A 26,402-nucleotide genomic window follows, 5' to 3' on the forward strand; every position below is an offset into this window, starting at 1 on the left:
CTTTTCATTTAAAGGGCTTTTTTCTTTGTCTATAGAATATTTAATACATAAGATATTCAGGAGGGATGAAAATGGAAGGAAAAGAACAGTTGAACAGAATTATTGATTTAGCGAGTGAAGTAAGGAAAGTGTTAGTGCAAGAATCTTTTTTTAATCATCATCCTGAACTGCGAGGAGTGATTGAAAATTTAGCGAGTGCGGTAGAGAATTTGGCGGAATTACAGCAACATAAAGATGAAAACGCTGAAGATCGTTTACGATATGTACTTGCTAAAATGAAAATTGCTCATAATGCCATCTTACAAGAGAAAAACGCATTTCCATCTCATTAATATACGATTTCATTTTGAACCTGGCGGATAACGTCAGGTTTTTTGTTTCTAGTTTTGCGTTTCTTTCATACACTAAGAATAGTATGAAAAAAAGAAGGTGACGAAGGTGAAATTACATAAAGCTCTTCAGCCAAGTTTTATAAAACGAATGTACTATATGAGGTTTATTGGGAAGTTTACAAAAGCAGAGAGTGAGAAGAGTGGAGAGAATTTCTTTGTACAATGCCTATCGCCAATACCATTCACATTGCAAGAGCAATTGAAAAATGAACCATATGTATTTGAAGGTTTATGTAGCAATAAAAAGAATGAAAAAGTCTTTTCGGAATTAAAGAAAAGAAAACTAGAAAAGCAATTGATTATGTTTCGTCTCTATTATGAAAGAGGACATATATACGTGGAGTTAATTTGTACAGAAGAAGCGCGAGAAATAGCAAACGGTTATAAAATGATTCCAGTACCTAAAGTTTCCGATTATAAAAAGGGAGAGTCTTTAGAAAGAAAACTTAGTAATGGTTATTTGTCATTTCTAATGCCAAAATATCCGAAAGACTTTGAGCCCCCTGAGTTATTGTGGCATGAGGGAAGGTTATATGGAAATATATCTTTAAAGTCATCGTCAATTAGTTCAATCGCATATTTTGAACAGCAGCGGGAATGTAAGTATATAGAACTTAATGACTGGATGAAGTATGTAGAAATAGCGGTAGAAGATCAATTATATTTTGTAAGCAATCATGTGTATGAGCAATTAAAAAAACGAATAACTGAAGAAGGTAAGCTTGTAGAGGTAGAGGAAATAAAAGTGCAAAAGGATGAATGGGAATGGGATGAGCGTGAATCCGTCTTTTTACAGTATGTGAAAAGTTTTGTACGTAATAAAGGGCTATATCTGGATGAAACAGATATTTATAACTTTCATATAAGTACAAAAACAAATATGTTGACGATTCTGGGGGGGATACCAGGTGCTGGAAAATCACGTTTTGTGCAAGCTTATGCAGAAGCACTTGGATTACAATACGGGGAAGAATTGGTTTGGATCCCGATTTCACCATCATATCAAGAACCACATGATTTACTTGGTTACCTTCATCCAAATGGTACTTTTATTGAAAGTGAAACAAAATTAGTTAGGGCGTTAATGAAGGCAAAAGAAAATCAAAATCAGCTGTATATAATCGTTTTTGATGAAATGAATATGTCACATATTGAGCATTGGTTTACTCCATTTCTATCTGTTCTTCAACTTGAAAAACAAAATCGTATTTTAAATATATATGAAGGTGTGCAAGAAAAAGAAAATTCAATTCCGCCAACAATTGAAATTGGAGAAAATATTATATTTGTTGGTACTGTGAATTTTGATGAAACAACGAAGGAGCTCTCAGATCGATTATTAGATCGGACGAATGTAATAACTTTACGAAAGATTCCGTTTTGTGAGATGTGTATGGAGCAAGAGAAAGTTGTATTACAACCACCTCTGAAAGTAACTGCAGGAGAATTTCGCATAAATTGGGTCAGGAATAAAACGATGATTGAGGTGTTTTCTGAAGAAGAGTTAGAGCTATTAGATAAGTTACATGGTGTATTGTCATCACACGATACGTCAAAGGGAATTTCTTTTCGATGTGCAAATGCAATTGCTACTTATTTGCAAAATATACCGTTCCAAAATAATCATTCTTATATGATTAGTAGAGAGGAAGGATTTGATTTACAAATAAAGCAACGTGTATTGACGAAAATAAGAGGGACTGAAATGATGGTTGGGTCTTTACTTTCAGAGGAAGTAAAAAGGGGGGCAACATTAGTACCTCTTTTGCAATCTCCACTTGCAAACAGAGTATCTACATTTGAACACTCTTTAGCATATATAAGAGAAAAGCGTAGAGAACTGGAGTTGTATGGTTATGCAAAATGATGGGCGATACGAAACAGAAATCGTTGATACGAAAGAAACGCTTCCTTTTGTATTAAAGTTAATTATTGGAACGGAGTCAAAAGGAGAATATATTTTATTAAATCGTCTTTGTACCTCTGCAACAGCATTAGCTCAATGTATTTATAAAGTGCAAGAATTAAAACCAATTAGATTGCAATACCATTATGAAAATCCAATGAATATTACTTTTATATGGAATAAAGTATATGAGGGACAGAAAAATATAAAAGAGACAAAATATGAAATAAATGAAAAAAAACAAAAGGTATTAATATATGAACATGGAAAAACGGAATTCTTTTATCCATGGCGTTGTGGTTTATATCATTTTGAAGTGAATATAGAAGATCGAACGTATTATGGCGCTTTTCAAGTCGTCCCCAAAAATTTTTTTGATGATCAATTTGAAATGATTCAAAACTATGTGAAGTCAATTTTAAATGAGTTGATTTTAGATAGAGGTTATTATAAAAAGACTTTCTCTGCACTTAGCGATATTGAAGATTCTTCTTATCTAGTGTTACTTAGAAAGTTGCCGCAAAAAATGAAAAAGATAAAGCAAATTTTTAAGAAAATAGAATCGAGTTCAAAATTTATACATGAATATAAATGGGAAGAAAAGGAGCGGAAAGTAACGAGGAAAGGAGCGGTAGTGGCGGAAAGAAAACCGTACGCAAAATATTATAATCGTAAGTTTATCGAACAAAAAAATAGTATAGAAAATGCATTTCTTAAATTTAAAGCGATGCAATTTTATCTTTATTTACTTGAAGCCGAAAGTTTTTTGCGTCAAACAATTGAAATATTAGAAAGAGAAAAAAAGAAGAAATCAGAAGAATTTCAAGCTGTAAAAACGATTATACAAACAATTGAGCGTAATGGATCAGTGACCGATAGAGAGAAACAAAAATATAAAAATATACATTTACTAAAAGAGGCGGATTTACGAAAAAGTTCTATGAAGATACAAGAATATAAAATTTTAGCGCATTTCGTACATGATAGTGTACAATATTTTCAAACTTTAATGCATTCTCCATTTTGGAGAGAAGTTTCTGAAACGGGTAGAATGAACGCACATAATTTACCGGTACCACATCAACAATTACTACAGCATTTAGATTTACTCCCACAATATACAGATCAATCTCCATCTTTATTATTTGTTTATAAACCAACTTTTTTAGTGTATGAATATTACGCTTTTTTTATCGTTATTTCCATGTTAGAGCAAATTGGTTTTGAAGCTAGAAATTCCATTCGTGAACAAATACAAGAACATTTTTATGTAGATGGATTACAAGATGGAACGACAGTAGTTTTACATCGAGATGATATGAAAGTCCATGTCGCATTTAATGATTTAATTGAGACAAATCCTCTTATTGCATTAAGTAAAGGGAGTAATTTTTATAATGGAGAAGATACGAAGAAGCCAGATATTCGATTAGACTGTTATGTAAAGGGGGAAGAGAAATACGTCTATCAATCTTCTATTATTATTGAAGTGAAGTATAGCCCAATGTACAATATTTTTCAGCACGTTGGGAATACGAAAGCAACTGAGCAAATGTATAAGTACTGGTCTATAAAATTTGTAGAAGAACAGGATGGAAAGCGAGTCTATCATCGAAGGGCCATTTATGAAGTCATTTGTGTATATCCAGGAAGTCATATGCATAGTAAAAAAATTGAGTCTGGTTGTGGTATCTTCTTACAATTATATCCATATAAAACAAAGCAAGGGGAAGAGAAATTAGCTGGAAAACATGGAATGGTACAAATTTTTGAGAAGTGGTTAAAAAGCATGAAGAAGTAAAAGAAATCCTTTTTTATAAAGGATTTCTTTAGATTAAGAAGAATTATATGCAGTAGGGGAGACGGCTTCATACGATATGAATTTGCAAGTAATATAAATATATTGTGAGAAGGATGGTACATGAGGGATAAGAGATGATTATGATGGAATTTAATTCGTTTTGCAGAATATAATAAGTCATAAATATTTTTAGTTGCATACGAAGATTTGTTCTTATATGATAGATAGTGAAAGCGTTATCAAAAACAGAGCGGCGATGGGAAAGGCGGGGAAATATGTTCCAGCGTGTTCAAACAAAGGAAGAACATTTTTGGTTCGAGCAACTATGGGGAGATTTTTGTGAAGAAAGAAACTTAATGTTCGTAGAACGTAATTTAAATCCATCACGATTTTTATTAATAGAAGATGAACATCATATCGGTACAGTAGAATGTATGAAGTATACGGTACCAGAACAATCAAATTCTGAGTTTTTCTATCCGTTTTCTAAAAATGATTTAGTGAAAGATTTGCAAAATGTATATGAAATAGGCAAGTTAAGTATCGCGAAAACGTCTCGTGGGAGAGGACACTTCAAAAGACTAACGGCTATTTTATTTATGCATGCATTAGAAACAAAAGCAGAATGGTATATCGCAGCGGTTACAAAAAGAATGTATATGTATTTATTAACACTCGGTTTCCCAATTGAAACGATAGATAAGCCATTTCAATTTCATGATACTTTACAAGGTGTACCAGTACGAATTCATGCCCGAAAAGGGGCTACGCATTTGTATTCTTTAAAAGAATTCCGAGATGTAATTCAAGGAAATGCCCATGCACAGGCATTAATCGCAGAATACAGTAAGAATATTATGTTAACCAAATAAAACGAAATGAATATGTATAATAAAGAGAATGCGATTTTAAAATGAAATTATTCTTCATGAAAAAGACCCTTATTATTTTAATAAGGGTCTAAAAATTATAATCCAAATATACTAAAAATCATTTTACGGCGCTTCGGTTTCTTTTCACGTTCATATATTGGCTTTGTATCGGGAGTAATATAGATTGGTTCTTCTTTCTTGAGGATAGCTTCTAGTTTTTGAATTCGCTCTAACATTTCCTCCATTTCACGGCGATGTTGTAAAAGTTGGTACGTAACAACATCATTTGCCTTATCTTGCATTTGTTCTTCCATTCGATCTAGTCTTCTCGTAATTGTGTTTAATTGAGCGGTTAATTGCTCAAAATCATGTGATGATATGTTTTGAACAATTGTATTTACTTGAGTTTTCAATTCTTCAACATCATTTGATGATGTTTTTTGAGTAGGGTGAGTGTTTTGGGACTTCTCTATTTGTGAAAGATGGTATTCTAACATTTGGTCTAAATCATCTTGTGTAAAAATAAAGTGACCATATTTATTTTTTTCTATAGTAAGATTTAATTGTTGTGCAATCCGGACAACAGCCTTTGGGCTAACACCTAATTTTTTTGCGATAAATGGTGTTTTATATTCCAAAATAATCCCTCCTATATATATCCTGTTGAATGATTTCGATCTATGAAGTAAGTTCCCTTCCAGTGTGACAAAAGAAGTGTGGAATCGGCAAAGAAAGTGTTTTTTCACGAAATGAAGCTAGGAAGAATATATCGTGAATATAAAAGTTTTTATCTTGAAATTTAGAATCATTTGACTGAGGGAAATGAATTAGATTATCATAATGATAAATATCTTTTTTATGTATGCATATAATATATAAAAAGGTGGTTGCTAATGTAGAATTTTGTTAGAGTATTAGAATGCTTACTTCACTTGAATAAAATTAAGTAGGAGGTGGCTTCCTTGCTTACAATGTAAGTAAGGAAAAGTATTTGGACATATATAGTATAAGTATAGTGATTGTTTTAATTGCCTTAACGGCATTTTTCGTTGCAGCAGAATTTGCAATTGTTAAAGTGCGAAGTTCAAGAATTGACTATTTAATTGCAGAAGGAAATAATCGCGCAACATCTGTCAAAACAGTCATTACAAACTTAGACGAATATTTATCTGCTTGTCAGCTAGGAATAACAGTTACAGCACTGGGAATTGGGTGGTTCGGTAAACCTGCGTTAAAGCAAATGTTTGACACATTTTTTGTGAATTTGAACATTTCTACTCAACTAGCAGATATTTTTGCTGTAATTTTAGTGTTTTTGTTTATTACATTTTTACATGTTGTAATAGGGGAATTGGCCCCAAAAACATTTGCGATTCAAAAAGCTGAACAGGTGAGTTTATTTGTTGCTAAACCGTTAATTTTCTTTTATCGTATAGCGTTTCCATTTATTTGGGTCTTAAATGGATCAGCTCGAATTATTACGAAGTTGCTAGGGCTGAAACCACCGAAAGGGCACGATGAAGTTCATTCAGAAGAAGAATTACGGTTGTTAGTTTCAGAAAGTTACAAAAACGGAGAGATTAATCAGTCTGAATATAAATATGTAAATAAAATCTTTGAATTTGATGATCGTATAGCAAAAGAAATAATGGTACCCCGAACTGAGATGCATATCATAAGTAAAGAAATGCCTGCTGAAGAAGCGTTGCAAAAAATGTCTCAGGAAAAATATACGAGATATCCAGTTGTTGATGGTGACAAAGATCACGTAATAGGATTTGTAAACTTTAAAGATATTTTCACAGATTTTGTGCAGCATAATGCGGTTAGTAATAAGAAAGTAGAGCAATATATTAGGCCGATTATTTTAGTTATCGACTCTATCCCAATACACGACTTATTTTTAAAAATGCAAAAAGAAAGAACACATATTGCTATATTGATAGATGAATATGGTGGTACGTCTGGACTTGTTACTGTTGAAGACATTTTAGAAGAAATAGTTGGAGATATTCAAGATGAGTTTGATACAGATGAACAGCCAGAAATCCAACAAGTTAGTGAAACGAAAACGATACTAGAGGGAAAAGTACTTGTTAGTGAAGTAAATACGTTATTAGGTTTAACGATTGATGATAATGGTGTTGATACAATAGGTGGATGGATTTTAACGAAAAATATAGAAATTGCCGAAGAGGATTTCATTGAAATCGAAAATTATAAGTTTTGCGTGAAAGAATTAGATGGACACTATATAAAGAGACTAGAAGTTACAAAAACTGTAGAATCAATTGTTATTTTAGAAGATGAAAAACAAATTTCATTACAAGAACAAATTAGTTCGTAGACTCTGCTAGATGGCAGAGTTTTTTTTGAGCATAATGTTTTTGGCAGAATAAGGGCTATGTTACAATGGAACAAGTCAGACCTTTCACTAGGTGAAGTATTGTTGTATACATATATTTGAAAGGGGAAGAATTATGAAAAAGCATTTATATATAAATGGAGATTGGAAGTCTGTAAACACGTATAAACCATTATACGCACCATACTCTGAAGAAACATTAGCGGAAATTGCGCAAGGAACGGAAGAAGATGTAAAAGAGGCTGTTACTGCCGCAAAAAATGCAATGAAAGAAATGAATACATTATCTGCATATGATCGAGCGACTATTTTAGAGAAAGTCGCACAAAAAATGGATGAAAGAAGAGAAGAATTTGCAGAAATTATTGCAAAAGAGGCTGCAAAACCAATACGTGCTGCAAGGGGAGAAGTAGATCGTACTGTTCAGACATACAAATTTGCAGCTGAAGAAGCGAAGCGTATATACGGTGAAACACTACCGCTTGATGCAGCACCTGGTGCAGATGGGCGCATTGCATACACAATACGTAAACCGATTGGGGTTATAGGGGCGATTACACCATTTAATTTTCCATTAAATTTAGTGGCACATAAAGTGGGCCCCGCAATTGCTGCTGGAAATACAGTTGTATTAAAACCAGCTGATCAAACGCCTCTATCATCTTATGCATTAGTTGAACTATTTGAAGAAGCAGGATTGCCAAAAGGGGCTTTAAATATTGTTTCTGGTCCTGGTTCAACTGTTGGTGAGGCAATAGTTACAAATGATGATGTTGCTTCCATTACTTTTACAGGAAGTCCGAAAGTTGGAATTGGAATTAAGGCAAAGGCTGGGTTAAAGCGAGTTACGTTAGAGCTAGGATCAAATGCGGCAGTTATTATTGATAAAGATGTAGAATTAACAGATGAATTAATTGAACGTGTAAAATGGGGAGCATTTGTTAATAATGGACAAGTTTGTATTTCGGTGCAACGTGTTTTTGTACATGAGGAGAGAATGGATGAATTTTTATCTAAGTTACAGAAAGCGATGGAAACAGTTGTTGTTGGTGATCCGCTGATTGAGGAAACGGATGTATCAGCTTTAATTTCGAAAAAAGATGTCGACCGTATCGATAACTGGGTGCAAGAAGCAGTTAAAGAAGGAGCGAACGTTTTATATGGTGGTAACAAACGTGATGAAAGGATTTTTGAACCTACTGTATTAACGAATGTTCCAGAGCATGTATCTGTACAGTGCCAAGAAGTATTCGGTCCACTTATGACCGTAAATACATTTAAAGAATTTGATGAGGCTATAGAGCAAGTAAATCATTCACGTTACGGTCTACAAGCAGGCGTATTTACAAATAATTTGTTTAAAGCAATGCGTGCAATTGATGAATTAGAAGTTGGTGGTGTCATAATAAATGATATTCCAACGTTCAGAGTAGATCATATGCCTTACGGTGGTGTGAAAGAAAGTGGCACAGGGCGTGAAGGAATTAAATATGCAATAGAAGAAATGACAGAAATGAAATTAGTATGTATTAAAAAATAAAGTATATAGAATTTAAATAGCGCAATAAAAAACGAGTAGGAAATGTTTACGATTCCATACTCGTTTTTTATTGTTTGCTTTACGTTTTTCAGGACGATTTCATTTAATCAAGTGTACCATTTACTTCATTTCTTGTTTGTAAATAGCATCTTCTACATAAATTTGTTCTTTGTCAACAGCAGTGCTATGAGATAATACTAAGCCGATTGGTGTTTCTATGCCTTTATTTTGAACAATTGTAAAAGGAATATTTTTTTCATTTGCCAATTTAATGTATTTAGATAAATGTGGGTAAGCAATGCCACCATTTAGGAATATTTGTAATGAGTGAGAAGAGCGCATGCTACTAGCTACTTCAGAATATACATTACTTTGCATTACTTGACCGATAGTTAAAGCGATTTCTACACGCTCACGTAATGTAGTTAAATACATATTACGTTCTTCTGGTTTGTTTTGCTTTTGGCCGTAAATGCCTTCTTGGAGATAATCTTCCACATTTTTATTTACCATATTTTTCACACCTTTCCTTTTCTATTGTACGAAAGAATGAAGCAGGATGCAAAAAAAGTCGCATCGAATATAAAAAATTTGAATGAAAGGAAGGAAAATGGAATGTAACAATCTAAACAATTAATAAAGTTATAAAAATTTTATCAACACATATTAACAAAATGTGACAATAATCTATTAACGAATCATGTTTTTTGTGTTAATATTCAAAATATAAAGGGTGTTCGTCGCATGGAAATGGAGGAATGGAGGTTTTTCCAATCGATAAGGATATTAAAGAAGTATTTTGTTCGCACTTGAAAAACAACAGGCACCAATTCGTTGAGAACTGGAAAAACAAAATGATAATTTCCGATAAAGATCCATTTAGACTAGAAGCAGTTCAAAATGGAGAGGATTTATTAGAGTTTATTATTGAACTTACTATGGAAGAAAAAGATATAAATTATCTTCAGCCATTATGCGAGAAAATTGCTATTGAACGTGCAGGAGCAGATGCGAATATAGGTGATTTTGTTTATAATGCAAATGTAGGAAGAAATGAACTTTTCGAAGCGATGTGTGAATTAGATGTTAGTGCACGTGAATTGAAACCAATAATGGCCCAAATACATACTTGTTTTGACAAATTAATTTATTACACTGTTTTAAAATACTCGGAAATTATAACAAGAAATTTAGAGGAAAAACAGCAATATATTAACGAAACACATAAAGAAAGGCTGACGATTTTAGGGCAAATGTCAGCTAGTTTTGTACATGAATTTCGTAATCCGCTTACTTCCATTATGGGGTTTGTCAAATTATTAAAGGCAGACCATCCTAGTTTATCGTATTTAGATATTATTTCTCATGAATTAGACCAATTGAATTTTCGTATTTCGCAATTTTTGCTCGTATCGAAAAAAGAAATGTGGACTGAATCTGAACGATTTTGGCTAAATGACTTGTTTCAAGACATAATACAGTTCTTATATCCAAGTTTGGTTAATGCAAATGTTTCGATTGAAAAGAATTTGCCATATCCAATTCCGCTTACTGGTTATCGGAGTGAAGTGAGACAAGTATTTTTAAATATATTAATGAACTCAATTGACGCTCTTGAATCCATGAAGGAAGAACGAAAAATTATCATTGATGTATTTGAAGAAGATCAATCGATTCGAATCGTAATAAAAAATAACGGGCCAATGATTCCAGCTGAAAATGTAGAAACGATTTTTGAACCATTTGTAACTACTAAAAAGTTAGGAACTGGTATTGGGTTATTTGTATGTAAACAAATTGTAGAAAAACATAATGGGTCCATCATGTGTCGTTCAGATAACGATTGGACAGAATTTCAAATTGCATTTCAAAAATAAACAGTCTACACCAAATAAATGGTGTAGACTGTTTTAATTCGTAAGTATAACGGCTTCTAATTTAGGGTCTTTCGATGAATAACCTAAAATTGAAATTGTATAAATAATGTTTGGTTCGACTTTGAAATCCGGTATAGTTAGCAAGACATTTTGATTATCTGCGAGTGAAACTTCAATATCCGCTGTACCAGGGCTAACTTCTAAAAAATCTGTTATTTGTTTAAAGAGTACATTTTCAAATAAATGATCGCCACCTTTTAAACTTACATTTACAACAGGGGTATCGGGAGAAAAGTGCGCAAAGCGTATTTTTGCCTGGCCTGCTGGTAAATGAGTATTATCAAGCATAGGTTGTAATTGTAGATGATTATCACTATTTATTGCGGCAAAAGTATAAGTGTGATTTCCCATTATTGGTACTAAAGCTGAAAAGATGGGCGTTTCATTTCCAACAGGAACGATATCTATTCGGTACTTACCTTGTACTAATGTTAAATAAGGACTAAATTGTTTAAATGAAATATTTTTAATAACCTTTTGCCCGTTTACTAAAATGTCAACGGCAGGTGTATTTGAAGCAGAGTGAAAAAATCTTATGTGCGATGGTAAAGCAGCTTCTTGTGAATTTCTTTTTTCGTATGCCTGTACAAGATTCGTAAGCGCATCATAATATTTCATATATAGTTCTGCATATTTTTTTGGATTATGAAATTGATAGTAACGAGCGAGCTGTTCGTAACGTGCAGCTTCTTGTCCATATTTTTCGATTTCAGATTGAGACATGAACATTCCTCCTTTGTCATCATTAAAACTATATGCTTAGCAAGAATGAGGTTATGCGAAAAAATTGTTTTTTAAAGGAGAAAGGTTGAAAATTAATAATAAGTATTTTTTAAGGATAAGTTAAGTTTAGGTGAACGAGAGTTATAATTTTCTAGAGGATACAAAAATATATCATCCATATTGGCTGAGGAAGTGTGTATTTCGAAATGAAAAATTTGAGAGCATAACACGTGACATGTCGAAACCATGTCCTAAAACGCTTAGGAAACTAGGGATTTTTTTAATTATGGGCAAATACACATACAAAGTAATAATTGTCCTACATAAATTATAAAGGAAAGGTAGTTTGAAATTAAGGAAAGGAATGAAACGTTGGGATGGGGATATCCCGCAAGGAATTGCGAATGGAGTTATGGACGGTTTTGTGCTTTATACTGTAGGATGAATTGTGATTTTGTAATACTATTGTTTCTATTTATGTTAGCAAGTGACGGTATTAACTGATAAAAGAGCGTCGTGCCGAACTGATTAATGTGGTTAATCGGTTCTTTTTTTATTGTATAAAACGGATGGAGTTGTATGTGAAATATTGATTTCTTTAAAATAATTGCTATGCATTTAGTAGGATTAATTGTCGAGTTTTGTTTAAAAATATGCAATATAAAGTAGGAGAACAGGAAGGAGTTTAAAGGGAGTTTCGTCGAAGTTTACACAATGTCGGCATTTGAGGGAAGCTGACATTATGTTAGAAAAACATTTAGTGAAGCATTAATTTTATATAAGGGAGGGTTATTTGAGCGTATAGATAAGGGTTGGTCTTCGAATTAAGTTCTGAATTTTCTGTTTTTAAAATTGGTATTTAGCACTCATTTGTATATTTTATAATAGTTTTTTGATAAATTCACTGCTTTCGCAGAGGGTTCTTTTTTATGAAAGAAACGTCAATTTTCTTCATATATATATACAAATTGGAGAAATGGGGGAGCGCTATGCGCGATTACTTAATTAAACCACTTGTTGGTCAGCCGTATCCAATGATTTCACATGGAAAAGGTGTCTATTTGTATGATCAAAACGGAAATAAATATTTTGATGGCTCGTCAGGAGCAATTACGGCAGGTATTGGGCATGGCGTAAAGGAGATTGCGGACGTTATCAAAAAGCAAGCTGAGGAGATTGCTTTCGTTTATAGATCACAGTTTACGAGTGAACCAGCTGAAAAATTAGCTAAGAAACTAAGCGATTTAAGTGTAGGAGATTTGAACTGGAGCTTTTTTGTAAATAGTGGTACGGAAGCAAATGAAACAGCTATGAAAATTGCAATTCAGCATTTTCAAGAGCGAGGTATTCAAGGGAAACATAAAATATTGTCACGATGGATGAGTTATCACGGTATTACGATGGGAGCCTTATCAATGTCTGGGCATCCACTGCGTAGACAACGTTTCGTGTCAATTTTAGAAGATTATCCAACTATTCCAGCTCCATATTGTTTTAGATGTCCGGTACAAAAGGTATATCCAACTTGTCAGCTTGCTTGTGCGACTGAACTAGAAAGATCAATTGAAAGGATTGGAGCAGAACATATTGCGGCTTTTATTGCTGAACCGATTATTGGAGCAGCTGGAGGTGCAGTCGTTCCGCCGAAAGAATATTATAAAGTTATTAAAGACATTTGTAGTCATTACGATATTTTATTTATTGCTGATGAAGTGATGACTGGGCTTGGGCGTACTGGTGCATGGTTTGCGATGGAGCATTGGGGTGTAGAACCGGATATTATGACCCTTGGTAAAGGTTTAGGAGCTGGATACACACCGATGGCAGCGACGGTTGTAAGCGACCGTGTTATGGAGCCGATTTTACGAGGATCGCGTTCTGTTATGAGTGGGCATACGTTAAGTGCAAATCCATTATCTGCAGCAACAGCTCTAGCTGTTATTGAATATATGGAGAAACATAATCTACCTGAAAAAACAGCGGAAAAGGGAGAGTATTTAATAAAAGGATTACAGAAAGTTCAGCAACAATCGACAATCATTGCTGATGTGCGTGGAAAAGGATTGCTGATTGGAGTAGAATTGCAACCGTTTACAAAAGCGTCGGAACTTATTTCGGTTGCAGCTAAAAATGGTCTTCTTTTATACCAAGCTGTTTCAGGGCAAGCAGGAAAAGAAGATAGCGCACTGCTTGTAGCACCGCCAATGACAACTACATATTCCGAGTTAGATGAATTACTTTCAATTTTTGCAAAAAGTGTGGAGGAAATGATGCAAAAAGGAGGGCATAGTATCGCATGACAACTATTACGAATACATTCAGTAAATTAAAAGAGATAGAGGAAGTAATTTCTTTGTTTCACGATGATATGACATTAATGTTTGGGGGATTTGGGGGGATTGGATCCCCTCCATCTTTAATACAGGCCATTTTAGAAAAAGGAGTTACAAATTTAAATTTAATTGGAAATGATACGGGATTTCCTGATGTAGGAATCGGTCGTCTCGTTACGAATGAAAGAGTAAAATCATTAATTACTTCTCATATTGGTTCAAATCCAAATGCAGGAAGACAGCTAAACGAAGGAAGGTTACAAATTGAGTTTTCTCCTCAAGGAACATTAGCAGAGCGTATTCGCGCTGGTGGTGTAGGACTTGGTGGCGTATTAGTTGATGTAGGTGTTGATACGATTGTAGAAGAGGGAAAACGTACTGTTGAAATGAATGGTAAAACATATTTAGTTGAAACAGCATTAACTGCTGAGGTTGCGATTGTATACGCGAAAAAGGCAGATCCGTTCGGTAACCTTGTGTTTGATAAGAGTGCTCGTAACATGAACCCTCACGTTGCTATGGCCGGGGATATAACGATTGTAGAAGCAGAAGAAATCGTTCCACTGGGAAGTTTAGATCCAGAAGAAATTGTTGTCCCAGGAGTATTTGTAAATTATATCGTACCGTCGGAAGGAGTGAATTGGAAATGGGTATGGGCGTAGAAGTGAGAGATAAGATTGCTAGACGTGCAGCGAAAGAAATGCAAAATGGTATGATTGTAAATTTAGGAATTGGTATACCATCGCTTGTACCGAATCATTTGCCTGACGATATAAACGTTATGTTTCATGCGGAAAATGGAATTGTAGGTATGGGACCTACGCCAAGCAAAGGAAATGAAGACGAAAATTTATGTAACGCAGCAGGTTTGCCAACTTCTCTTATTACAGGAGCAAGTTATTTTGATAGTTGCACAGCGTTTGGGATGATTCGAAAAGGTTTACTAGATATAACGATTCTTGGTTCATTACAAGTAAGCGAGAATGGTGATTTAGCAAACTGGATTGTTCCAGGAAAACGTGTTCCAGGTATTGGAGGAGCAATGGATTTAGCTCAAAAAGCGAAGCAGGTCGTTGTTGTGATGAATCATGTCGATAAATACGGAAATGCAAAAATTGTTTCGGAGTGTACATTACCATTAACTTCAAAAAAATGCGTAGATTTAATTATTACGGATATGGCAGTAATGGAAGTAACGCAGGATGGACTTATTTTACAAGAATTGATGAGCCCATACACAGTGGAAGATATAAAAAAACATACAGAAGCGGATTTTAAAATTGGCTCTAACTTACTAGTAATTGAATGAGGGGAGATATAATATATGGAGCAATTAAAAAAACAAGTTTGTGATTATATTGAGAGTCATGAAGAAGAAAGCGTAAAATTTTTAAAACGATTAATTCAAGAAAAGAGCGTATCTGGTGATGAAAGTGGTGCGCAGGCAATTGTAATTGAAAAATTACGTGAGCTAGGTTTAGATCTTGATATATGGGAGCCTTCATTTTCAAAAATGAAAGATCATCCTTATTTTGTATCACCGCGTACAAGTTTTGCAGATAGCCCGAACATTGTGGCAACTCTTAAAGGAAGCGGCGACGGGAAATCTATGATATTAAATGGGCATATTGATGTCGTACCAGAAGGAGATGTGAATCAGTGGGACTATCATCCTTATAGTGGTGAGAAAATAGGAAATCGTATATATGGTCGTGGAACGACAGATATGAAGGGCGGAAATGTCGCATTAATGCTTGCGATGGAAGCAATTATTGAATCTCGTATTGAATTAAAAGGAGATATTTATTTTCAAAGTGTAATAGAAGAAGAAAGCGGCGGAGCAGGAACATTAGCAACTATATTACGAGGATATAAAGCAGATGGTGTTATTATTCCGGAGCCAACAAATATGAAGTTTTTCCCGAAACAACAAGGATCCATGTGGTTTCGTCTACATGTGAAAGGGAAAGCAGCACACGGTGGGACGCGTTATGAAGGAGTAAGTGCAATTGAAAAAAGTATGTTTGTTATAGATCATTTGAGAAAGTTGGAAGAGAAGAGAAATGACCGAATTACAGATCCATTATTTAAAGGAATCCCGATCCCAATTCCAATTAATATTGGGAAAATTGAAGGCGGTAGTTGGCCAAGTTCTGTTCCTGATTCGTTAATTTTAGAAGGAAGATGCGGTATTGCGCCGAATGAGACTATAGAGGCAGCAAAAGAAGAGTTCGAGAATTGGATCGCTGAATTAAATGATGTGGACAATTGGTTTGTTGAAAATCCTGTAGAAGTGGAATGGTTTGGAGCAAGATGGGTTCCAGGTGAACTAGAAGAAAATCATGAGTTAATTACAACGCTTGAACATAACTTTGTTGAAATCGAAGGGAACAAACCGATTATTGAAGCATCACCGTGGGGGACTGATGGAGGTTTATTTACACAAATCGCAGGTGTACCAACGATAGTATTTGGCCCAGGAGAAACGAAAGTAGCGCATTATCCAAACGAATATATAGAAGTTGATAAAATGATAGCTGCCGCAAAAATTATTGCATGTACATTACTAGATTGGTGTGAGGTGAAAAAATGAAATACTATGAATCTTTTAGAGAACAGACGAATGGCTATACAGTAGAAGGCGTTTTGGACTATTTTAATAAACGTATTCGAGTAGACCACTACACAGGAAATATTGAGAGAATCATCCAAACAATTGACGAATTAGCAGAGAAACATTCTTTCACTAAATGTATTGTTAAAGGAAAGGGAGAGCATGTTTCAACATGGCTCTCTTTCGGTTTTTTATTAGAAGCAACAATACCACATTATTTTCAAGGTCACGATGCATACTTCTTCGTGAAATTTAATAATGATGAAAGACGAAATAGTATTCATTGGGCTGAGGAAGATACCATTTTAAGCGGTGTAAAAGCAAAAGAAGTAAAGGAAAAAATAGTTCCGGAAAAATTCCTATTAAGAAAAGCGACAGAAGAGGACGCAGAAGAATTAGCAGCTGTCTTTGGAGAAGTATTTGAAGTGTATCCGACTCCTTTAAACGAAGCGAGTTATGTAAAACAAACGATGAAAGAAGACGATACAATTTACTATGTGTATGAATTCGAGGGGAAAATAATTAGTACAGCGTCTGCAGAAATGAATATAAAAGAAGGAAATGCAGAATTAACGAATTGTGCGACCTTACCCGAATATCGTAAACATGGGTTTATGAAAAGTTTATTAATTAAGTTAGAAGAAGAACTTCAAGAAAAATCGATTTTCTGTTCTTATACAATTGCTCGATCGCTTTCTTTCGGAATGAATGCAGCCTTTCATCAGTTAGGCTATACGTATACAGGAAGATTGGCGAACAATTGCTACATTTTTGATAAGCTAGAAGATATGAATATATGGGTAAAAGATTTGTCTAAATAGTACGTTATAAAAATAGAACGGAATCGTCATGCTTATAATCGCACATAGGTATGCCGGAAATTCGGCATAGTATTTGCTGGATTTTCGGCAAGAGGGGGGATGACATTGCTAGCAGTTTCGACACAAGAAGTCATTGAGGCGATTTTGGGCAGTATTGATGAGGCTATACACGCAGTAGATGAAAATGGTATTACAATTTTCTATAATACTGTAGCTGCAAAACACGATGGATCAAAAATTGAAAAAGTGTTAGGTAAACATTTGTTAGAAGCGTTTCCTTCTTTATCTAGGGAAACAAGTACGTTGATGAAAGTATTAGATACAAAAAAGCCAATCGTTCATCAAGTGCAGCACTATCAAAACTTAAATGGGGAAGACATTTGTACAGTAAATACGACGTTACCTATTTTCATAGATGGAAATATTGCTGGAGCTGTTGAAATTGCAAAAGATTATTCCACAGTACAAAAACTTACCGATACAATAGTCGATTTGCAGTCGAAAATAAAGCGGTCATCTAGAAAAAAAGCGGTCAAAAAGGATGTTGCATTTGAGACGATCGTGACGAATGATGCTCGGTTTAAACAGACGAAAGAATTAGCACAAAAAGTAGCCCCAACTGATGCGAATGTTTTAATATATGGGGAAACAGGAACAGGGAAAGAATTATTTGTACAAGCGATTCATGAAGCCTCTAAGCGGAAGAACAAGCCGTTTATTGCACAAAACTGTGCAGCTTTGCCAGAGTCTCTATTAGAAAGTTTATTGTTTGGAACGACGAAAGGTAGTTATACGGGGGCAATTGAACGAGCGGGATTATTTGAACTTGTAGATGGAGGGACATTGTTTTTAGATGAACTGAATTCAATGCCACTCGATTTACAAGCGAAAATGCTACGTGTATTAGAAGATGGTGTTATTCGGCGTATTGGTGATAATAAGACGAGAAAAGTAGATGTTCGCGTTATTACCGCAATGAATCAGCCACCAGAAATATGTTTAAAAGAGAATAAAATTCGCACTGATTTATACTATCGATTAAATGTCTTTTCATTATATATTCCGCCGCTCCGTGAAAGAACGGAGGATGTATTATTGTTAGCGTCTTATTTTTTGAAAGAATATAATAAAAGTTATAAAAAAGGTGTACTTCAAATGGATAAGGAAGCGAAAGAAAGATTACAAGCTTACCAATGGCCTGGAAATGTTCGAGAGTTAAAACATACGATTGAACATGCTGTCATTATTGCAGAAGGGAATACATTAACAGCCAATTGTTTACCGCGTACATTTCGGAAAGAGAGTTTTCCAAAGAAGAAGGGCATATTGCCTCTTAGAGAAGCACTTCATCAAACGGAAAAAAAATTAATAGATCAAGCGTTAATTGAAACAGAAGGGAATATATTACAGGCTGCAAAAATGTTAGGTATCCCTCGTCAGACGCTTCAATATAAACTGAGTAAGTACGACAAAACCGCCGAATAATTGGCGGTTTTTGTGTGTTTGCACCAATAAAAGAGCGTTTACATATATAAAAAGTAATGAATATGATAGTATGTATGGATTTCATACAGTGCTTAAAAATATTTTTTTCGCTTATATAATAGGGTTATCCGTACGTTTACTTATCAATAAAGTAAAGTTGGCATAACTATTGCTTATATAAAGGATGAGCGTATAAAAAGGGGGAATAGCAATGTTACATGATGTATACAAACCAAATCGTCACTGGAAGGATATCGAATTATGGAAAGATGTTACTGAAGAGCAATGGAATGATTGGGTTTGGCAATTAACGAATACGATCAAAACGTTAGATGACTTAAAGAAAGTGATTAACTTAACACCTGATGAAGAAGAGGGCGTTAAAATTTCAACGAAAACGATCCCGTTAAATATTACACCGTACTATGCTTGGTTAATGAATCCTGATGACCCACGCTGTCCGATTCGGATGCAATCTGTACCGATCTCGGAAGAGTTATATAAAACAAAATATGATTTAGAAGATCCGCTTCATGAAGATGAAGATTCACCAGTTCCAGGGTTAACACATCGTTATCCTGACCGCGTACTATTCTTAGTAACGAATCAATGTTCTATGTATTGTCGTTACTGTACACGCCGTCGTTTTAGTGGACAAATTGGAATGGGTGTGCCGAAGAAACAATTAGATGATGCAATTGCTTACATTCGTGAAACACCACAAGTACGAGATGTATTAATCTCTGGTGGTGATGGTCTTCTTATTAACGATAAAATTTTAGAATATGTATTAAAAAATTTACGAGAGATTCCGCATGTTGAGATTATTCGTATCGGAACGAGAGCGCCGGTAGTATTCCCGCAGCGTATTACAGAAAACTTATGTAACATTATTAAAAAATATCATCCAGTATGGTTAAATACACATTTCAATACATCTATTGAAATTACTGAAGAATCGAAAAAAGCATGTGAAATGTTAGCGAATGCTGGTGTTCCAGTCGGAAACCAAGCAGTAATTTTAGCTGGTATTAATGACAGTGTTCCAATTATGAAAAAACTAATGCATGACTTAGTAAAAATCCGTGTACGTCCATATTATATTTATCAATGTGACTTATCTGAAGGTATTGGTCATTTCCGTGCACCAGTTTCTAAAGGTCTTGAAATTATTGAAGGTTTACGCGGACATACGTCTGGTTATGCAGTACCAACATTCGTTGTTGATGCACCAGGAGGAGGCGGTAAAATTGCGCTTCAACCAAACTATTTAATCTCGCAAAGTGCAGATAAAGTTGTACTTCGTAACTTTGAAGGTGTTATTACAACGTATCCAGAGCCAGAAAGCTACATTCCAGGAAGAGCAGAAGGGTACTTTAAAGAAATTTATCCAAACTACGAAGAAAAACGTTCAGATGTTGGTATCGCAGGCCTTATGAGTGATAAGAAATTTAATCTTGTTCCAGACGATTTACAGCGTATGAACCGTCGTAAAGACTATGAGGATAATGAAACGCATGCAACATTAAAAGATAAACGTGATAAGCGCGACCAATTGAAAGATAAAAAATATCAAGCACAAATGGCTAAATTAGAAGAAAACGACAAAAAAACTGAGGGTGATGCAGTATGAATTGTATGTGGTGTGACAGTACAGAAGCAAAAGAAAGCTTAAATACTGTATATTGGGAATTACCAGATGGTACGAAAGCCATTGAAATTCAAGAGACACCATGCATTTCTTGTTCCTCATGTGGTATGGACTATCAATCAGATCAAACAGTGAAAGAAATAGAAGATCAATTGTTTCTAATTTATACGAAAGACTTACCAAAACAACTAACATATGAAGAATTAATGGGAAGACCACGTCTATTAAAAAGAAATTATTTCGACTTTTAACCAGCTTTTATGCTGGTTTTTTTCTTTTTTGCCTTGTATAATGTACCCAAGCTAGAAAGGTAGGGAATATTTTTGAAAAAGACATTTTACCACTATATGATGAAGCATCGTGCAGCTTTATTTAGTAATGAAATATCGAATTTAGCAGAGGCAATGTATGATGATTTAAGTTTTCCGAAGCAATCTGAAGATTACGATGAAATTAGTTCATACTTAGAGCTAAGTGGAATGCTAGAAAGTATGTCTATATTTGATGAAGCGTGGGATTTATACATACAAGATAGATAAAAACTATATGAACTTTTTTCGACATGAAGCTAGTCTATTTGCTAGCTTTTTTTACGTTGTAAATAAATTTTCATATGATGATATTTTTTATTGAAAAAATTTATGAATATACGCTTCTGTGATAAGCGTTTTTAAGTAGGTTGCATATACTGTTATCAAAATCACGACGTCAAAAAAAGGAGAGATATAGATGGCAAGGAAAAAGCAACCTAAATATAACGTAGGGGACATAGTCGTGATTACGCTATATGGAACCGTTGGTAAAATCACAAATATGAAGGTTTTAGATGGAGTTTACGTATACGAAGTCAATAATCACGATGGATTTTACGTAGAGCAAACATTGCAGCACGTTACAGAGCAAGATATGAAAAAAGGTGAAACTGAGTGGATTGAATTAAACTATAATTTCACATTTGGTGATCTCGTGCAAGTAACAGGATACGATAAAGATGTGTTTCGAATTGTTGGTTTTCGTACAGAAGTATGGAGATATAAAAATGACGCATGGGAAGATACAATATATGAACTGTCACGAATTACGGATGGTGAATGGTTAGAAGCGGATGAGTCAGATTTAACGTTACTTGCCAATGCTCAAACGGCAAATGCAATTTTGAAGAAAATGAAACAAGATAAAGCAGGTATGAATAAATTAGATTTAGGAAAATTAAAGTCAATTAACAACTCGAAAAAAGTGAGTGTTAAGACAAATCGTCAAGAAATCATTGATGGATTACTTGATATTTATAACGATTATCAATTGTTATTTGATACATTTAAAGATGAAGAATACAAAATTGTTATGGATGTTGTTCATAATTATTTAGTTAAATTGACAGAGAAAAAATAGTTAACTAGAAAGAGAGAATGAATTGAACAACAACATATGCAGTATAAGGTATGCCTACAATTATTAAAAAAATAAAAAGCCATTTAATAAGAGAGTCTGCCCATTGATCTTCATGCATGAACTCTTCTTTTGTTTGTCCTACTTCTTGCTTTACCTCGTATTGATATTCCATAATTATATCCCCCTTTTTGATAGCTTGTACTACCATCGTATGCACCTTGTCCAAAGGATATGACCTATAAAAAAGAAAAACTATTTTTCTAATCTCATATACATATTTTTGAGATTTTTTCATAAAACAGAAATAAAGGAGTGATGCTCATGAAGGAAATTGAAGTCGTAATTGATACGGAAGAGATTGCGGAGTTTTTTTATGAGCAACTAATTGAAAGAGGATACGTCCCAAAACGAGAAGAAATTGAAGATCTCGCAGATATTACATTCGAGTATTTATTAGAGAAATGTATGATTGATGAAGTGTTTGATGAAGAGGATGAGTGAAAGTAACGACGGGCTTAACTCGTCGTTTTTTACTCTTTACAAACTTGTCACAAATGTAGCCAGCAATACTTGGTATAATTAAAAGAAAATTTTACTCAAGAGGTGAAGGGATGTTCAAAAAAATTATTGATTCTTTATTAGGAAAGAAAAAATATCGTTCGTATTCTAGTAGTGATTATCGCCATAGAGGTCGCTCTTATTCAAGTAGCGATTATAAACGACGTTCATCTGGTTATGGGCATCATCATTATAAAAGAAAACGTAAAAGCCGTAGCTTCTTTTCAAGTAGTTGATGAAATGGCGTCGTATACTAGCTTTATTTGATAGACCACTGCGAAAAAATACAATTGTTGTAGAACGTTATAAAATTGAATCAGTAATTGGAATGGGTAGTTATGGGGTTACATATGTCGTTAATGATTTACAAATAAATAGATATAAAGTCTTAAAACAATTAAGACAAAGTAAACAAAGATATGAGTCTGGTAGAAAATCATTTGAACAAGAGAAAATGATTTTACAAACATTAAATCATCATGCAATTCCTAGTTTATATGATCATTTCGTATGGGAGAAAAAAAGCTTTTTTGTGATGGAATATATGCCTGGTAAAAATTTTGAAGATTATATTTTCTTAGATGGACATGTATATACAGAACGTGAAGTTTTAAAAATTTTATATAAAATATTAGAAATTGTATCAGTGTTTCATAGTAAAGGTATTATTCACCGAGATTTACGCATTCCAAACATATTAATGAAAGAAAACCAAATTAGTATTATTGATTTTGGGTTGGCGAAATTGAAAGGTGAGGGTGATGAACGAGCTACAACGTATGAAGGTGAACAAGCTTTGATGCGAGAAGTTCACTTTCGTAGCGATTTTTATGCGCTTGGTCATTTCTCATTATTTGTATTATATGCAGGCTATGAATCTAATGAAAAATATGAAAAACCATGGTATGACGAATTAACTTTGGAAAATTACAACCGTGAAATGCTGATGCGTATGTTACAAATAAAAACGCCGTACTATGAGAATGTACGAGATTTAAAAAAAGATGTAGCTTTTGCTTTAGAAAGGATGGAGGATCCATGTTTCAAAAGTTTTTAGCAAGCGTTGGTATCGGTAATGCAAAAGTAGATACAGTTCTTGAAAAAGATGAGTATATTGTTGGTGAAGAGATATACGGAAAGGTTCATATAACTGGAGGTTCCGTTAGCCAACAAATTGAAAGCATTTACTTAACGCTATCAACATCGTATGTACGAGAAGTAGATGATAAAAAAGTAACAACAACATATGATTTAGAGCGAGTTCGTTTAACAGAACCTTTTTCTGTTGAGCCGAATGAAAAAAGAGAAATTCCATTTTCATTTAAAATGCCGCTTGAAACACCGCTTACTCTTGGAATGAAAACAGTTTGGGTTCACACAGGCCTTGATATTAAACGTAGTATAGATCCAAGTGATCGTGATTACATTCAAGTGTTGCCAAATGCACTATTAAATAGTGTGTTAGAAAGTGTGAATCAATTAGGTTTTAAAGCGCGTCATATAGAATGTGAAGAATTACCGTATCGATTACGTAAGCAAGTTCCATTTGCACAAGAATTTGAGTTTGTTCCTGTTTCCGGACAGTATTATGGGAAATTAGATGAACTAGAATTATTAATTTTACCAAGTGCTTACGATCGCCTAGAGATTATTATGGAAGTAGACAGAAAATCTCGTGGATTAGCAGGTTTATTTGCAGAAGCACTTGATCTTGATGAGAAAGTGATGCGCTTTACAGTAACGAATGAAGATATTCCAATGATGAAAGAAACAATTAACAATTATATTTTTTAATAAACTATGCATAAAAAAGAAATGGAGAGGAAAACTAAAACAACCGCTCCATTTTTTTGCATAGTGAGGTTATGTATGTGAAACGATATCGACATTTATACTTGTTAAGTTTTACGCTACTCATTTGTTTTGTCGTATTATCACTTTCGTATCATACCGCTTGTATTGAGAAATTTGACAATATAGTCGCGCATTTTATTCGAAGTTTTCGAAACGATTATTTGACAGCCTACTTTACTTGGGTGTCTTTTATCGGTTCCAAAAGAATATATTTTCCGTTACTCATTATTCTTGTAATGTATTTTCTCGTTAGAAAAAAGTTGCTTAGTGCATTACTTCTAACAATTAATTATTATGGATCTCGTTATTTAAACAGTATGCTTAAACTATGGTACGAGCGAGCAAGACCTGATGTGTCGCAGCTTGTTACTGCAACTGGATATAGTTTCCCGAGCGGTCATACGATGAATGCTACTGCTTTTTTAGGATTTATTGCATACGTCACGATTACAGAAGAACGTATTACATTGCATAAAAAATTGTTGATTATTTTTATAGCGAGCTTTGTTGTATTATCTATTTCAGTTAGCCGAATATATCTTGGCGTTCACTATCCATCTGACATATTAGCAGGATGGGCAGCTGGCGGTAGCTGGCTCGTTTTATGCGTAATATTTCATAAAACGTTCATTAAAAAAGAACCTATGTCATAATAGGTTCTTTTTCCATTGGCTCAACATGAATGTGCGCATGATAAATGCCAAACTTTTTCCGAAGCATAGCCTCGATGTTGTCAGTGATACAATGACTTTCTCCAACATCCATACGAGCATCTACCTCGATTGTAATATCAACGTACGTTTGATTCCCGTACATACGCGCTCTAATATCTACGATGTTTTCCACGCCACCAATATGTTCAATCGCATCAGCATACTCTTCCATCTTATCTGGATCGATTCCATCCGTTAACATATGAGAAGCTTCTACGAAAATTTCCCATGCAGTTTTACAAATAATAAGACCGACAATTAAAGCGGCAATAGGATCTAAAATAGGCATTTGGAACTGTGAACCGACAATGCCTACTACTGTACCGATACTTACGAGGGCATCTGATAAATTATCCTTTGCAGCTGCTTCTAATGATTTACTTCTTGTTCGTGCTGCAATCTTTTTCGTATACAAATACACACAGTACATAACGACAGCAGAAAATAAAGCTACCCATGCAGCAAGTACATTAGGTGCTGCTTGTTTCGGATTTAAAAAAGATTGAATGGCACTAATAACAACTTCTAATCCGACCGTTGCCATAATAAAAGAAGCAACAAGTGATGCAATTTGTTCTGCACGCGAATGCCCATATGGATGATCTGGATCACGAGGTTTCCGAGAGATTTTTAGACCAATTAATATCGCTAAAGAAGCACCGATATCGGTTAAGTTATTTAAACCGTCAGCACGTAATGCGCTGGAGAGGGTAATATAACTGATGATGATTTTCATAGAGGATAAAAATATGTAGGCCAAAATGCTGACAATCGCACCTTTATCAGCTTCTTTATGAGAAAGAGTATCCATTTTAATCACTCACCTTTCTACAAGGAATTTCTTTCTATAAATAGAGTATCAAACGAAAGTCGTGTGGGTCTATACAAACATTGTTGACGTTTTATAGCTTTTTAAGAAGTGGATAACAAAGTTTCGTGAAGGAAAAATATGTTGTAAAGTGCAAAGTTAGGATATGAACGCGATTTGGATCTATGTATAAGGGGTAGGAGAAGGGAGTTTAAATATGTACACTTCTGACAGCTGATTTGGAAAAAATAAAAAACCCTCTAGAAAATATTTTTCAGAGGGTTTTCATCTTAGTATGCTTCTAAAAACTCAGTAACTTGCTCTTCAGTTTTTGCATTAGCACTATGTAAGTGGCCTAGCTTCTCGCCATTTTGATATACAAGTAAACTTGGAATACCCATTACTTGATACTCTTCAGCGATACTTGGGAACTCATCTTTATTAATAGAATACCATTCAAACTTATTGAACTCTTCCATCACATCGCCGATAAAGTTGTCCATACGCACGCAATCTGGGCACCATGTAGTAAAGAACTTAACAACTACTGGCTCCTCGCTTGCGATGATGTCTTTGAATTCCTGTTCAGATTTGATTTCTTTCATGTTAGTTTCTCCTTTTTCACTATCAATATTTT

The 26,402-nt window shown here is 34.3% G+C and carries 28 protein-coding genes; 22 read left to right on the forward strand and 6 right to left on the reverse strand.

Translation table 11 applies throughout. The annotated features are described in order from the left end of the window. Positions 1-71 precede the first annotated feature (71 nt). From EGX95_RS09900 to EGX95_RS09915, 4 genes are all read left to right on the forward strand, one after another. Positions 72-332, forward strand: a complete 261-nt coding sequence (locus EGX95_RS09900) for a hypothetical protein (protein WP_000398575.1) — start codon at positions 72-74, stop codon at positions 330-332. Positions 333-438: 106 nt separating this feature from the next. Beyond that, positions 439-2,259, forward strand: coding sequence for an AAA family ATPase (locus EGX95_RS09905; protein WP_000766182.1), 1,821 nt, complete (start codon positions 439-441; stop codon positions 2,257-2,259). Next, positions 2,249-4,099, forward strand: a complete 1,851-nt coding sequence (locus tag EGX95_RS09910; protein WP_001178633.1) for a hypothetical protein — start codon at positions 2,249-2,251, stop codon at positions 4,097-4,099. Before EGX95_RS09905 ends, EGX95_RS09910 begins: the two co-directional genes overlap by 11 nt. Before the next feature lie 275 nt (positions 4,100-4,374). After that, positions 4,375-4,971 carry a hypothetical protein gene (locus EGX95_RS09915; RefSeq protein WP_000487806.1) on the forward strand — a complete coding sequence of 199 codons (597 nt, stop codon included), beginning with the start codon at positions 4,375-4,377 and terminating at the stop codon, positions 4,969-4,971. Positions 4,972-5,066: 95 nt separating this feature from the next. On the opposite strand, the gene racA is transcribed toward EGX95_RS09915, so the two are convergent. Further along, complete coding sequence (gene racA / locus EGX95_RS09920; RefSeq protein WP_123805495.1) at positions 5,067-5,609, reverse strand: chromosome-anchoring protein RacA; 543 nt, start codon at positions 5,607-5,609, stop codon at positions 5,067-5,069. Positions 5,610-5,962: 353 nt separating this feature from the next. Between racA and EGX95_RS09925 the strand changes: the two genes are divergently transcribed. Both EGX95_RS09925 and EGX95_RS09930 read left to right on the forward strand, forming a co-directional pair. After that, positions 5,963-7,318 (forward strand): hemolysin family protein, encoded by a 1,356-nt coding sequence (locus EGX95_RS09925; protein WP_000356244.1) that lies wholly within the window; start codon positions 5,963-5,965, stop codon positions 7,316-7,318. A 133-nt stretch (positions 7,319-7,451) separates the two neighbouring features. Next, positions 7,452-8,876: an aldehyde dehydrogenase family protein gene (locus EGX95_RS09930; RefSeq protein WP_000716451.1), complete on the forward strand. Its 1,425-nt coding sequence runs from the start codon at positions 7,452-7,454 to the stop codon at positions 8,874-8,876. Positions 8,877-8,996: 120 nt separating this feature from the next. Here the strand turns inward: EGX95_RS09930 and EGX95_RS09935 are convergent, their stop codons facing one another. Continuing rightward, on the reverse strand, positions 8,997-9,389 hold the full coding sequence (locus EGX95_RS09935) for a YueI family protein (RefSeq protein WP_000247567.1): 393 nt from the start codon (positions 9,387-9,389) through the stop codon (positions 8,997-8,999). Positions 9,390-9,634: 245 nt separating this feature from the next. Between EGX95_RS09935 and EGX95_RS09940 the strand changes: the two genes are divergently transcribed. After that, complete coding sequence (locus tag EGX95_RS09940) at positions 9,635-10,753, forward strand: BA2291 family sporulation histidine kinase (protein WP_000451749.1); 1,119 nt, start codon at positions 9,635-9,637, stop codon at positions 10,751-10,753. 33 nt (positions 10,754-10,786) lie between these two features. Here the strand turns inward: EGX95_RS09940 and EGX95_RS09945 are convergent, their stop codons facing one another. After that, positions 10,787-11,536: a DUF4397 domain-containing protein gene (locus EGX95_RS09945; protein WP_000083251.1), complete on the reverse strand. Its 750-nt coding sequence runs from the start codon at positions 11,534-11,536 to the stop codon at positions 10,787-10,789. Positions 11,537-12,525: 989 nt separating this feature from the next. On the opposite strand from EGX95_RS09945, the gene EGX95_RS09950 reads away from it, so the two are divergent. The 10 genes from EGX95_RS09950 (at position 12,526) to EGX95_RS09995 (ending at position 21,832) form a co-directional block, all read left to right on the forward strand. Next, entirely contained in the window at positions 12,526-13,836 is a 1,311-nt protein-coding gene (locus EGX95_RS09950; protein ID WP_001205894.1) for an aspartate aminotransferase family protein, read from the forward strand. Next, positions 13,833-14,531, forward strand: a complete 699-nt coding sequence (atoD, locus tag EGX95_RS09955) for an acetate CoA-transferase subunit alpha (RefSeq protein ID WP_000208119.1) — start codon at positions 13,833-13,835, stop codon at positions 14,529-14,531. The genes EGX95_RS09950 and atoD overlap by 4 nt, the downstream gene beginning before the upstream one ends. Beyond that, positions 14,516-15,178, forward strand: coding sequence for a CoA transferase subunit B (locus EGX95_RS09960; protein WP_123805497.1), 663 nt, complete (start codon positions 14,516-14,518; stop codon positions 15,176-15,178). The genes atoD and EGX95_RS09960 overlap by 16 nt, the downstream gene beginning before the upstream one ends. Before the next feature lie 15 nt (positions 15,179-15,193). Continuing rightward, a complete protein-coding gene (locus EGX95_RS09965) occupies positions 15,194-16,462 on the forward strand; it encodes a peptidase (RefSeq protein ID WP_000436684.1) in 1,269 nt (422 codons plus the stop codon). Next, on the forward strand, positions 16,459-17,304 hold the full coding sequence (gene ablB / locus EGX95_RS09970; RefSeq protein WP_000878613.1) for a putative beta-lysine N-acetyltransferase: 846 nt from the start codon (positions 16,459-16,461) through the stop codon (positions 17,302-17,304). The genes EGX95_RS09965 and ablB overlap by 4 nt, the downstream gene beginning before the upstream one ends. A gap of 99 nt (positions 17,305-17,403) precedes the next feature. Next, positions 17,404-18,789, forward strand: a complete 1,386-nt coding sequence (rocR, locus tag EGX95_RS09975; RefSeq protein WP_001997445.1) for an arginine utilization transcriptional regulator RocR — start codon at positions 17,404-17,406, stop codon at positions 18,787-18,789. Positions 18,790-19,000: 211 nt separating this feature from the next. Beyond that, a complete protein-coding gene (ablA, locus tag EGX95_RS09980; protein WP_000902136.1) occupies positions 19,001-20,422 on the forward strand; it encodes a lysine 2,3-aminomutase in 1,422 nt (473 codons plus the stop codon). Further along, the gene (locus tag EGX95_RS09985; protein ID WP_000995764.1) at positions 20,419-20,691 is read left to right on the forward strand and encodes a YokU family protein; all 273 of its coding nucleotides are present in this window, start codon (positions 20,419-20,421) and stop codon (positions 20,689-20,691) included. The genes ablA and EGX95_RS09985 overlap by 4 nt, the downstream gene beginning before the upstream one ends. 72 nt (positions 20,692-20,763) lie before the next feature. Further along, positions 20,764-20,979, forward strand: coding sequence for a YozE family protein (locus EGX95_RS09990; RefSeq protein ID WP_000750724.1), 216 nt, complete (start codon positions 20,764-20,766; stop codon positions 20,977-20,979). Between the two features lie 190 nt (positions 20,980-21,169). Beyond that, a complete protein-coding gene (locus EGX95_RS09995; RefSeq protein ID WP_000101501.1) occupies positions 21,170-21,832 on the forward strand; it encodes a hypothetical protein in 663 nt (220 codons plus the stop codon). A gap of 4 nt (positions 21,833-21,836) precedes the next feature. On the opposite strand, the gene EGX95_RS10000 is transcribed toward EGX95_RS09995, so the two are convergent. Next, positions 21,837-22,004, reverse strand: a complete 168-nt coding sequence (locus EGX95_RS10000; protein WP_000456537.1) for a DUF3930 family protein — start codon at positions 22,002-22,004, stop codon at positions 21,837-21,839. Between the two features lie 149 nt (positions 22,005-22,153). Between EGX95_RS10000 and EGX95_RS10005 the strand changes: the two genes are divergently transcribed. The 5 genes from EGX95_RS10005 to EGX95_RS10025 all read left to right on the forward strand — a co-directional run bounded on the left by EGX95_RS10005 (position 22,154) and on the right by EGX95_RS10025 (position 24,897). Beyond that, positions 22,154-22,333 (forward strand): YozD family protein, encoded by a 180-nt coding sequence (locus tag EGX95_RS10005; RefSeq protein WP_000658451.1) that lies wholly within the window; start codon positions 22,154-22,156, stop codon positions 22,331-22,333. Between the two features lie 110 nt (positions 22,334-22,443). Then, positions 22,444-22,626, forward strand: coding sequence for a hypothetical protein (locus EGX95_RS10010; protein ID WP_000473370.1), 183 nt, complete (start codon positions 22,444-22,446; stop codon positions 22,624-22,626). Then, on the forward strand, positions 22,626-23,447 hold the full coding sequence (locus tag EGX95_RS10015) for a serine/threonine protein kinase (protein ID WP_063246690.1): 822 nt from the start codon (positions 22,626-22,628) through the stop codon (positions 23,445-23,447). Before EGX95_RS10010 ends, EGX95_RS10015 begins: the two co-directional genes overlap by 1 nt. After that, positions 23,429-24,184 carry a sporulation protein gene (locus tag EGX95_RS10020; protein ID WP_000486605.1) on the forward strand — a complete coding sequence of 252 codons (756 nt, stop codon included), beginning with the start codon at positions 23,429-23,431 and terminating at the stop codon, positions 24,182-24,184. The genes EGX95_RS10015 and EGX95_RS10020 overlap by 19 nt, the downstream gene beginning before the upstream one ends. 77 nt (positions 24,185-24,261) lie before the next feature. After that, the gene (locus EGX95_RS10025) at positions 24,262-24,897 is read left to right on the forward strand and encodes a phosphatase PAP2 family protein (RefSeq protein WP_000833368.1); all 636 of its coding nucleotides are present in this window, start codon (positions 24,262-24,264) and stop codon (positions 24,895-24,897) included. On the opposite strand, the gene EGX95_RS10030 is transcribed toward EGX95_RS10025, so the two are convergent. Together EGX95_RS10030 and EGX95_RS10035 are read right to left on the reverse strand one after the other, a co-directional pair. After that, positions 24,887-25,768, reverse strand: a complete 882-nt coding sequence (locus EGX95_RS10030) for a cation diffusion facilitator family transporter (RefSeq protein ID WP_000380376.1) — start codon at positions 25,766-25,768, stop codon at positions 24,887-24,889. The two genes, EGX95_RS10025 and EGX95_RS10030, sit on opposite strands and share 11 nt — an antisense overlap. A gap of 287 nt (positions 25,769-26,055) precedes the next feature. Then, positions 26,056-26,397, reverse strand: a complete 342-nt coding sequence (locus EGX95_RS10035) for a thioredoxin family protein (RefSeq protein ID WP_223290742.1) — start codon at positions 26,395-26,397, stop codon at positions 26,056-26,058. Positions 26,398-26,402 lie beyond the last annotated feature (5 nt).

Source organism: Bacillus sp. FDAARGOS_527, from assembly GCF_003812125.1.
Lineage (GTDB): Bacteria > Bacillota > Bacilli > Bacillales > Bacillaceae_G > Bacillus_A > Bacillus_A paranthracis.

Coding starts and splice junctions, on each gene's coding strand:
- EGX95_RS09900 (WP_000398575.1), top strand. CDS start 72: ATGGAAGGAAAAGAACAGTTGAACAGAATTATTGATTTAGCGAGTGAA.
- EGX95_RS09910 (WP_001178633.1), top strand. CDS start 2,249: ATGCAAAATGATGGGCGATACGAAACAGAAATCGTTGATACGAAAGAA.
- EGX95_RS09915 (WP_000487806.1), top strand. CDS start 4,375: ATGTTCCAGCGTGTTCAAACAAAGGAAGAACATTTTTGGTTCGAGCAA.
- EGX95_RS09930 (WP_000716451.1), top strand. CDS start 7,452: ATGAAAAAGCATTTATATATAAATGGAGATTGGAAGTCTGTAAACACG.
- EGX95_RS09935 (WP_000247567.1), bottom strand. CDS start 9,389: ATGGTAAATAAAAATGTGGAAGATTATCTCCAAGAAGGCATTTACGGC.
- EGX95_RS09940 (WP_000451749.1), top strand. CDS start 9,635: ATGGAGGTTTTTCCAATCGATAAGGATATTAAAGAAGTATTTTGTTCG.
- EGX95_RS09945 (WP_000083251.1), bottom strand. CDS start 11,536: ATGTCTCAATCTGAAATCGAAAAATATGGACAAGAAGCTGCACGTTAC.
- EGX95_RS09950 (WP_001205894.1), top strand. CDS start 12,526: ATGCGCGATTACTTAATTAAACCACTTGTTGGTCAGCCGTATCCAATG.
- atoD (WP_000208119.1), top strand. CDS start 13,833: ATGACAACTATTACGAATACATTCAGTAAATTAAAAGAGATAGAGGAA.
- EGX95_RS09960 (WP_123805497.1), top strand. CDS start 14,516: ATGGGTATGGGCGTAGAAGTGAGAGATAAGATTGCTAGACGTGCAGCG.
- EGX95_RS09965 (WP_000436684.1), top strand. CDS start 15,194: ATGGAGCAATTAAAAAAACAAGTTTGTGATTATATTGAGAGTCATGAA.
- ablB (WP_000878613.1), top strand. CDS start 16,459: ATGAAATACTATGAATCTTTTAGAGAACAGACGAATGGCTATACAGTA.
- rocR (WP_001997445.1), top strand. CDS start 17,404: ATGACATTGCTAGCAGTTTCGACACAAGAAGTCATTGAGGCGATTTTG.
- ablA (WP_000902136.1), top strand. CDS start 19,001: ATGTTACATGATGTATACAAACCAAATCGTCACTGGAAGGATATCGAA.
- EGX95_RS09985 (WP_000995764.1), top strand. CDS start 20,419: ATGAATTGTATGTGGTGTGACAGTACAGAAGCAAAAGAAAGCTTAAAT.
- EGX95_RS09995 (WP_000101501.1), top strand. CDS start 21,170: ATGGCAAGGAAAAAGCAACCTAAATATAACGTAGGGGACATAGTCGTG.
- EGX95_RS10000 (WP_000456537.1), bottom strand. CDS start 22,004: ATGGAATATCAATACGAGGTAAAGCAAGAAGTAGGACAAACAAAAGAA.
- EGX95_RS10005 (WP_000658451.1), top strand. CDS start 22,154: ATGAAGGAAATTGAAGTCGTAATTGATACGGAAGAGATTGCGGAGTTT.
- EGX95_RS10010 (WP_000473370.1), top strand. CDS start 22,444: ATGTTCAAAAAAATTATTGATTCTTTATTAGGAAAGAAAAAATATCGT.
- EGX95_RS10015 (WP_063246690.1), top strand. CDS start 22,626: ATGAAATGGCGTCGTATACTAGCTTTATTTGATAGACCACTGCGAAAA.
- EGX95_RS10020 (WP_000486605.1), top strand. CDS start 23,429: ATGTTTCAAAAGTTTTTAGCAAGCGTTGGTATCGGTAATGCAAAAGTA.
- EGX95_RS10030 (WP_000380376.1), bottom strand. CDS start 25,768: ATGGATACTCTTTCTCATAAAGAAGCTGATAAAGGTGCGATTGTCAGC.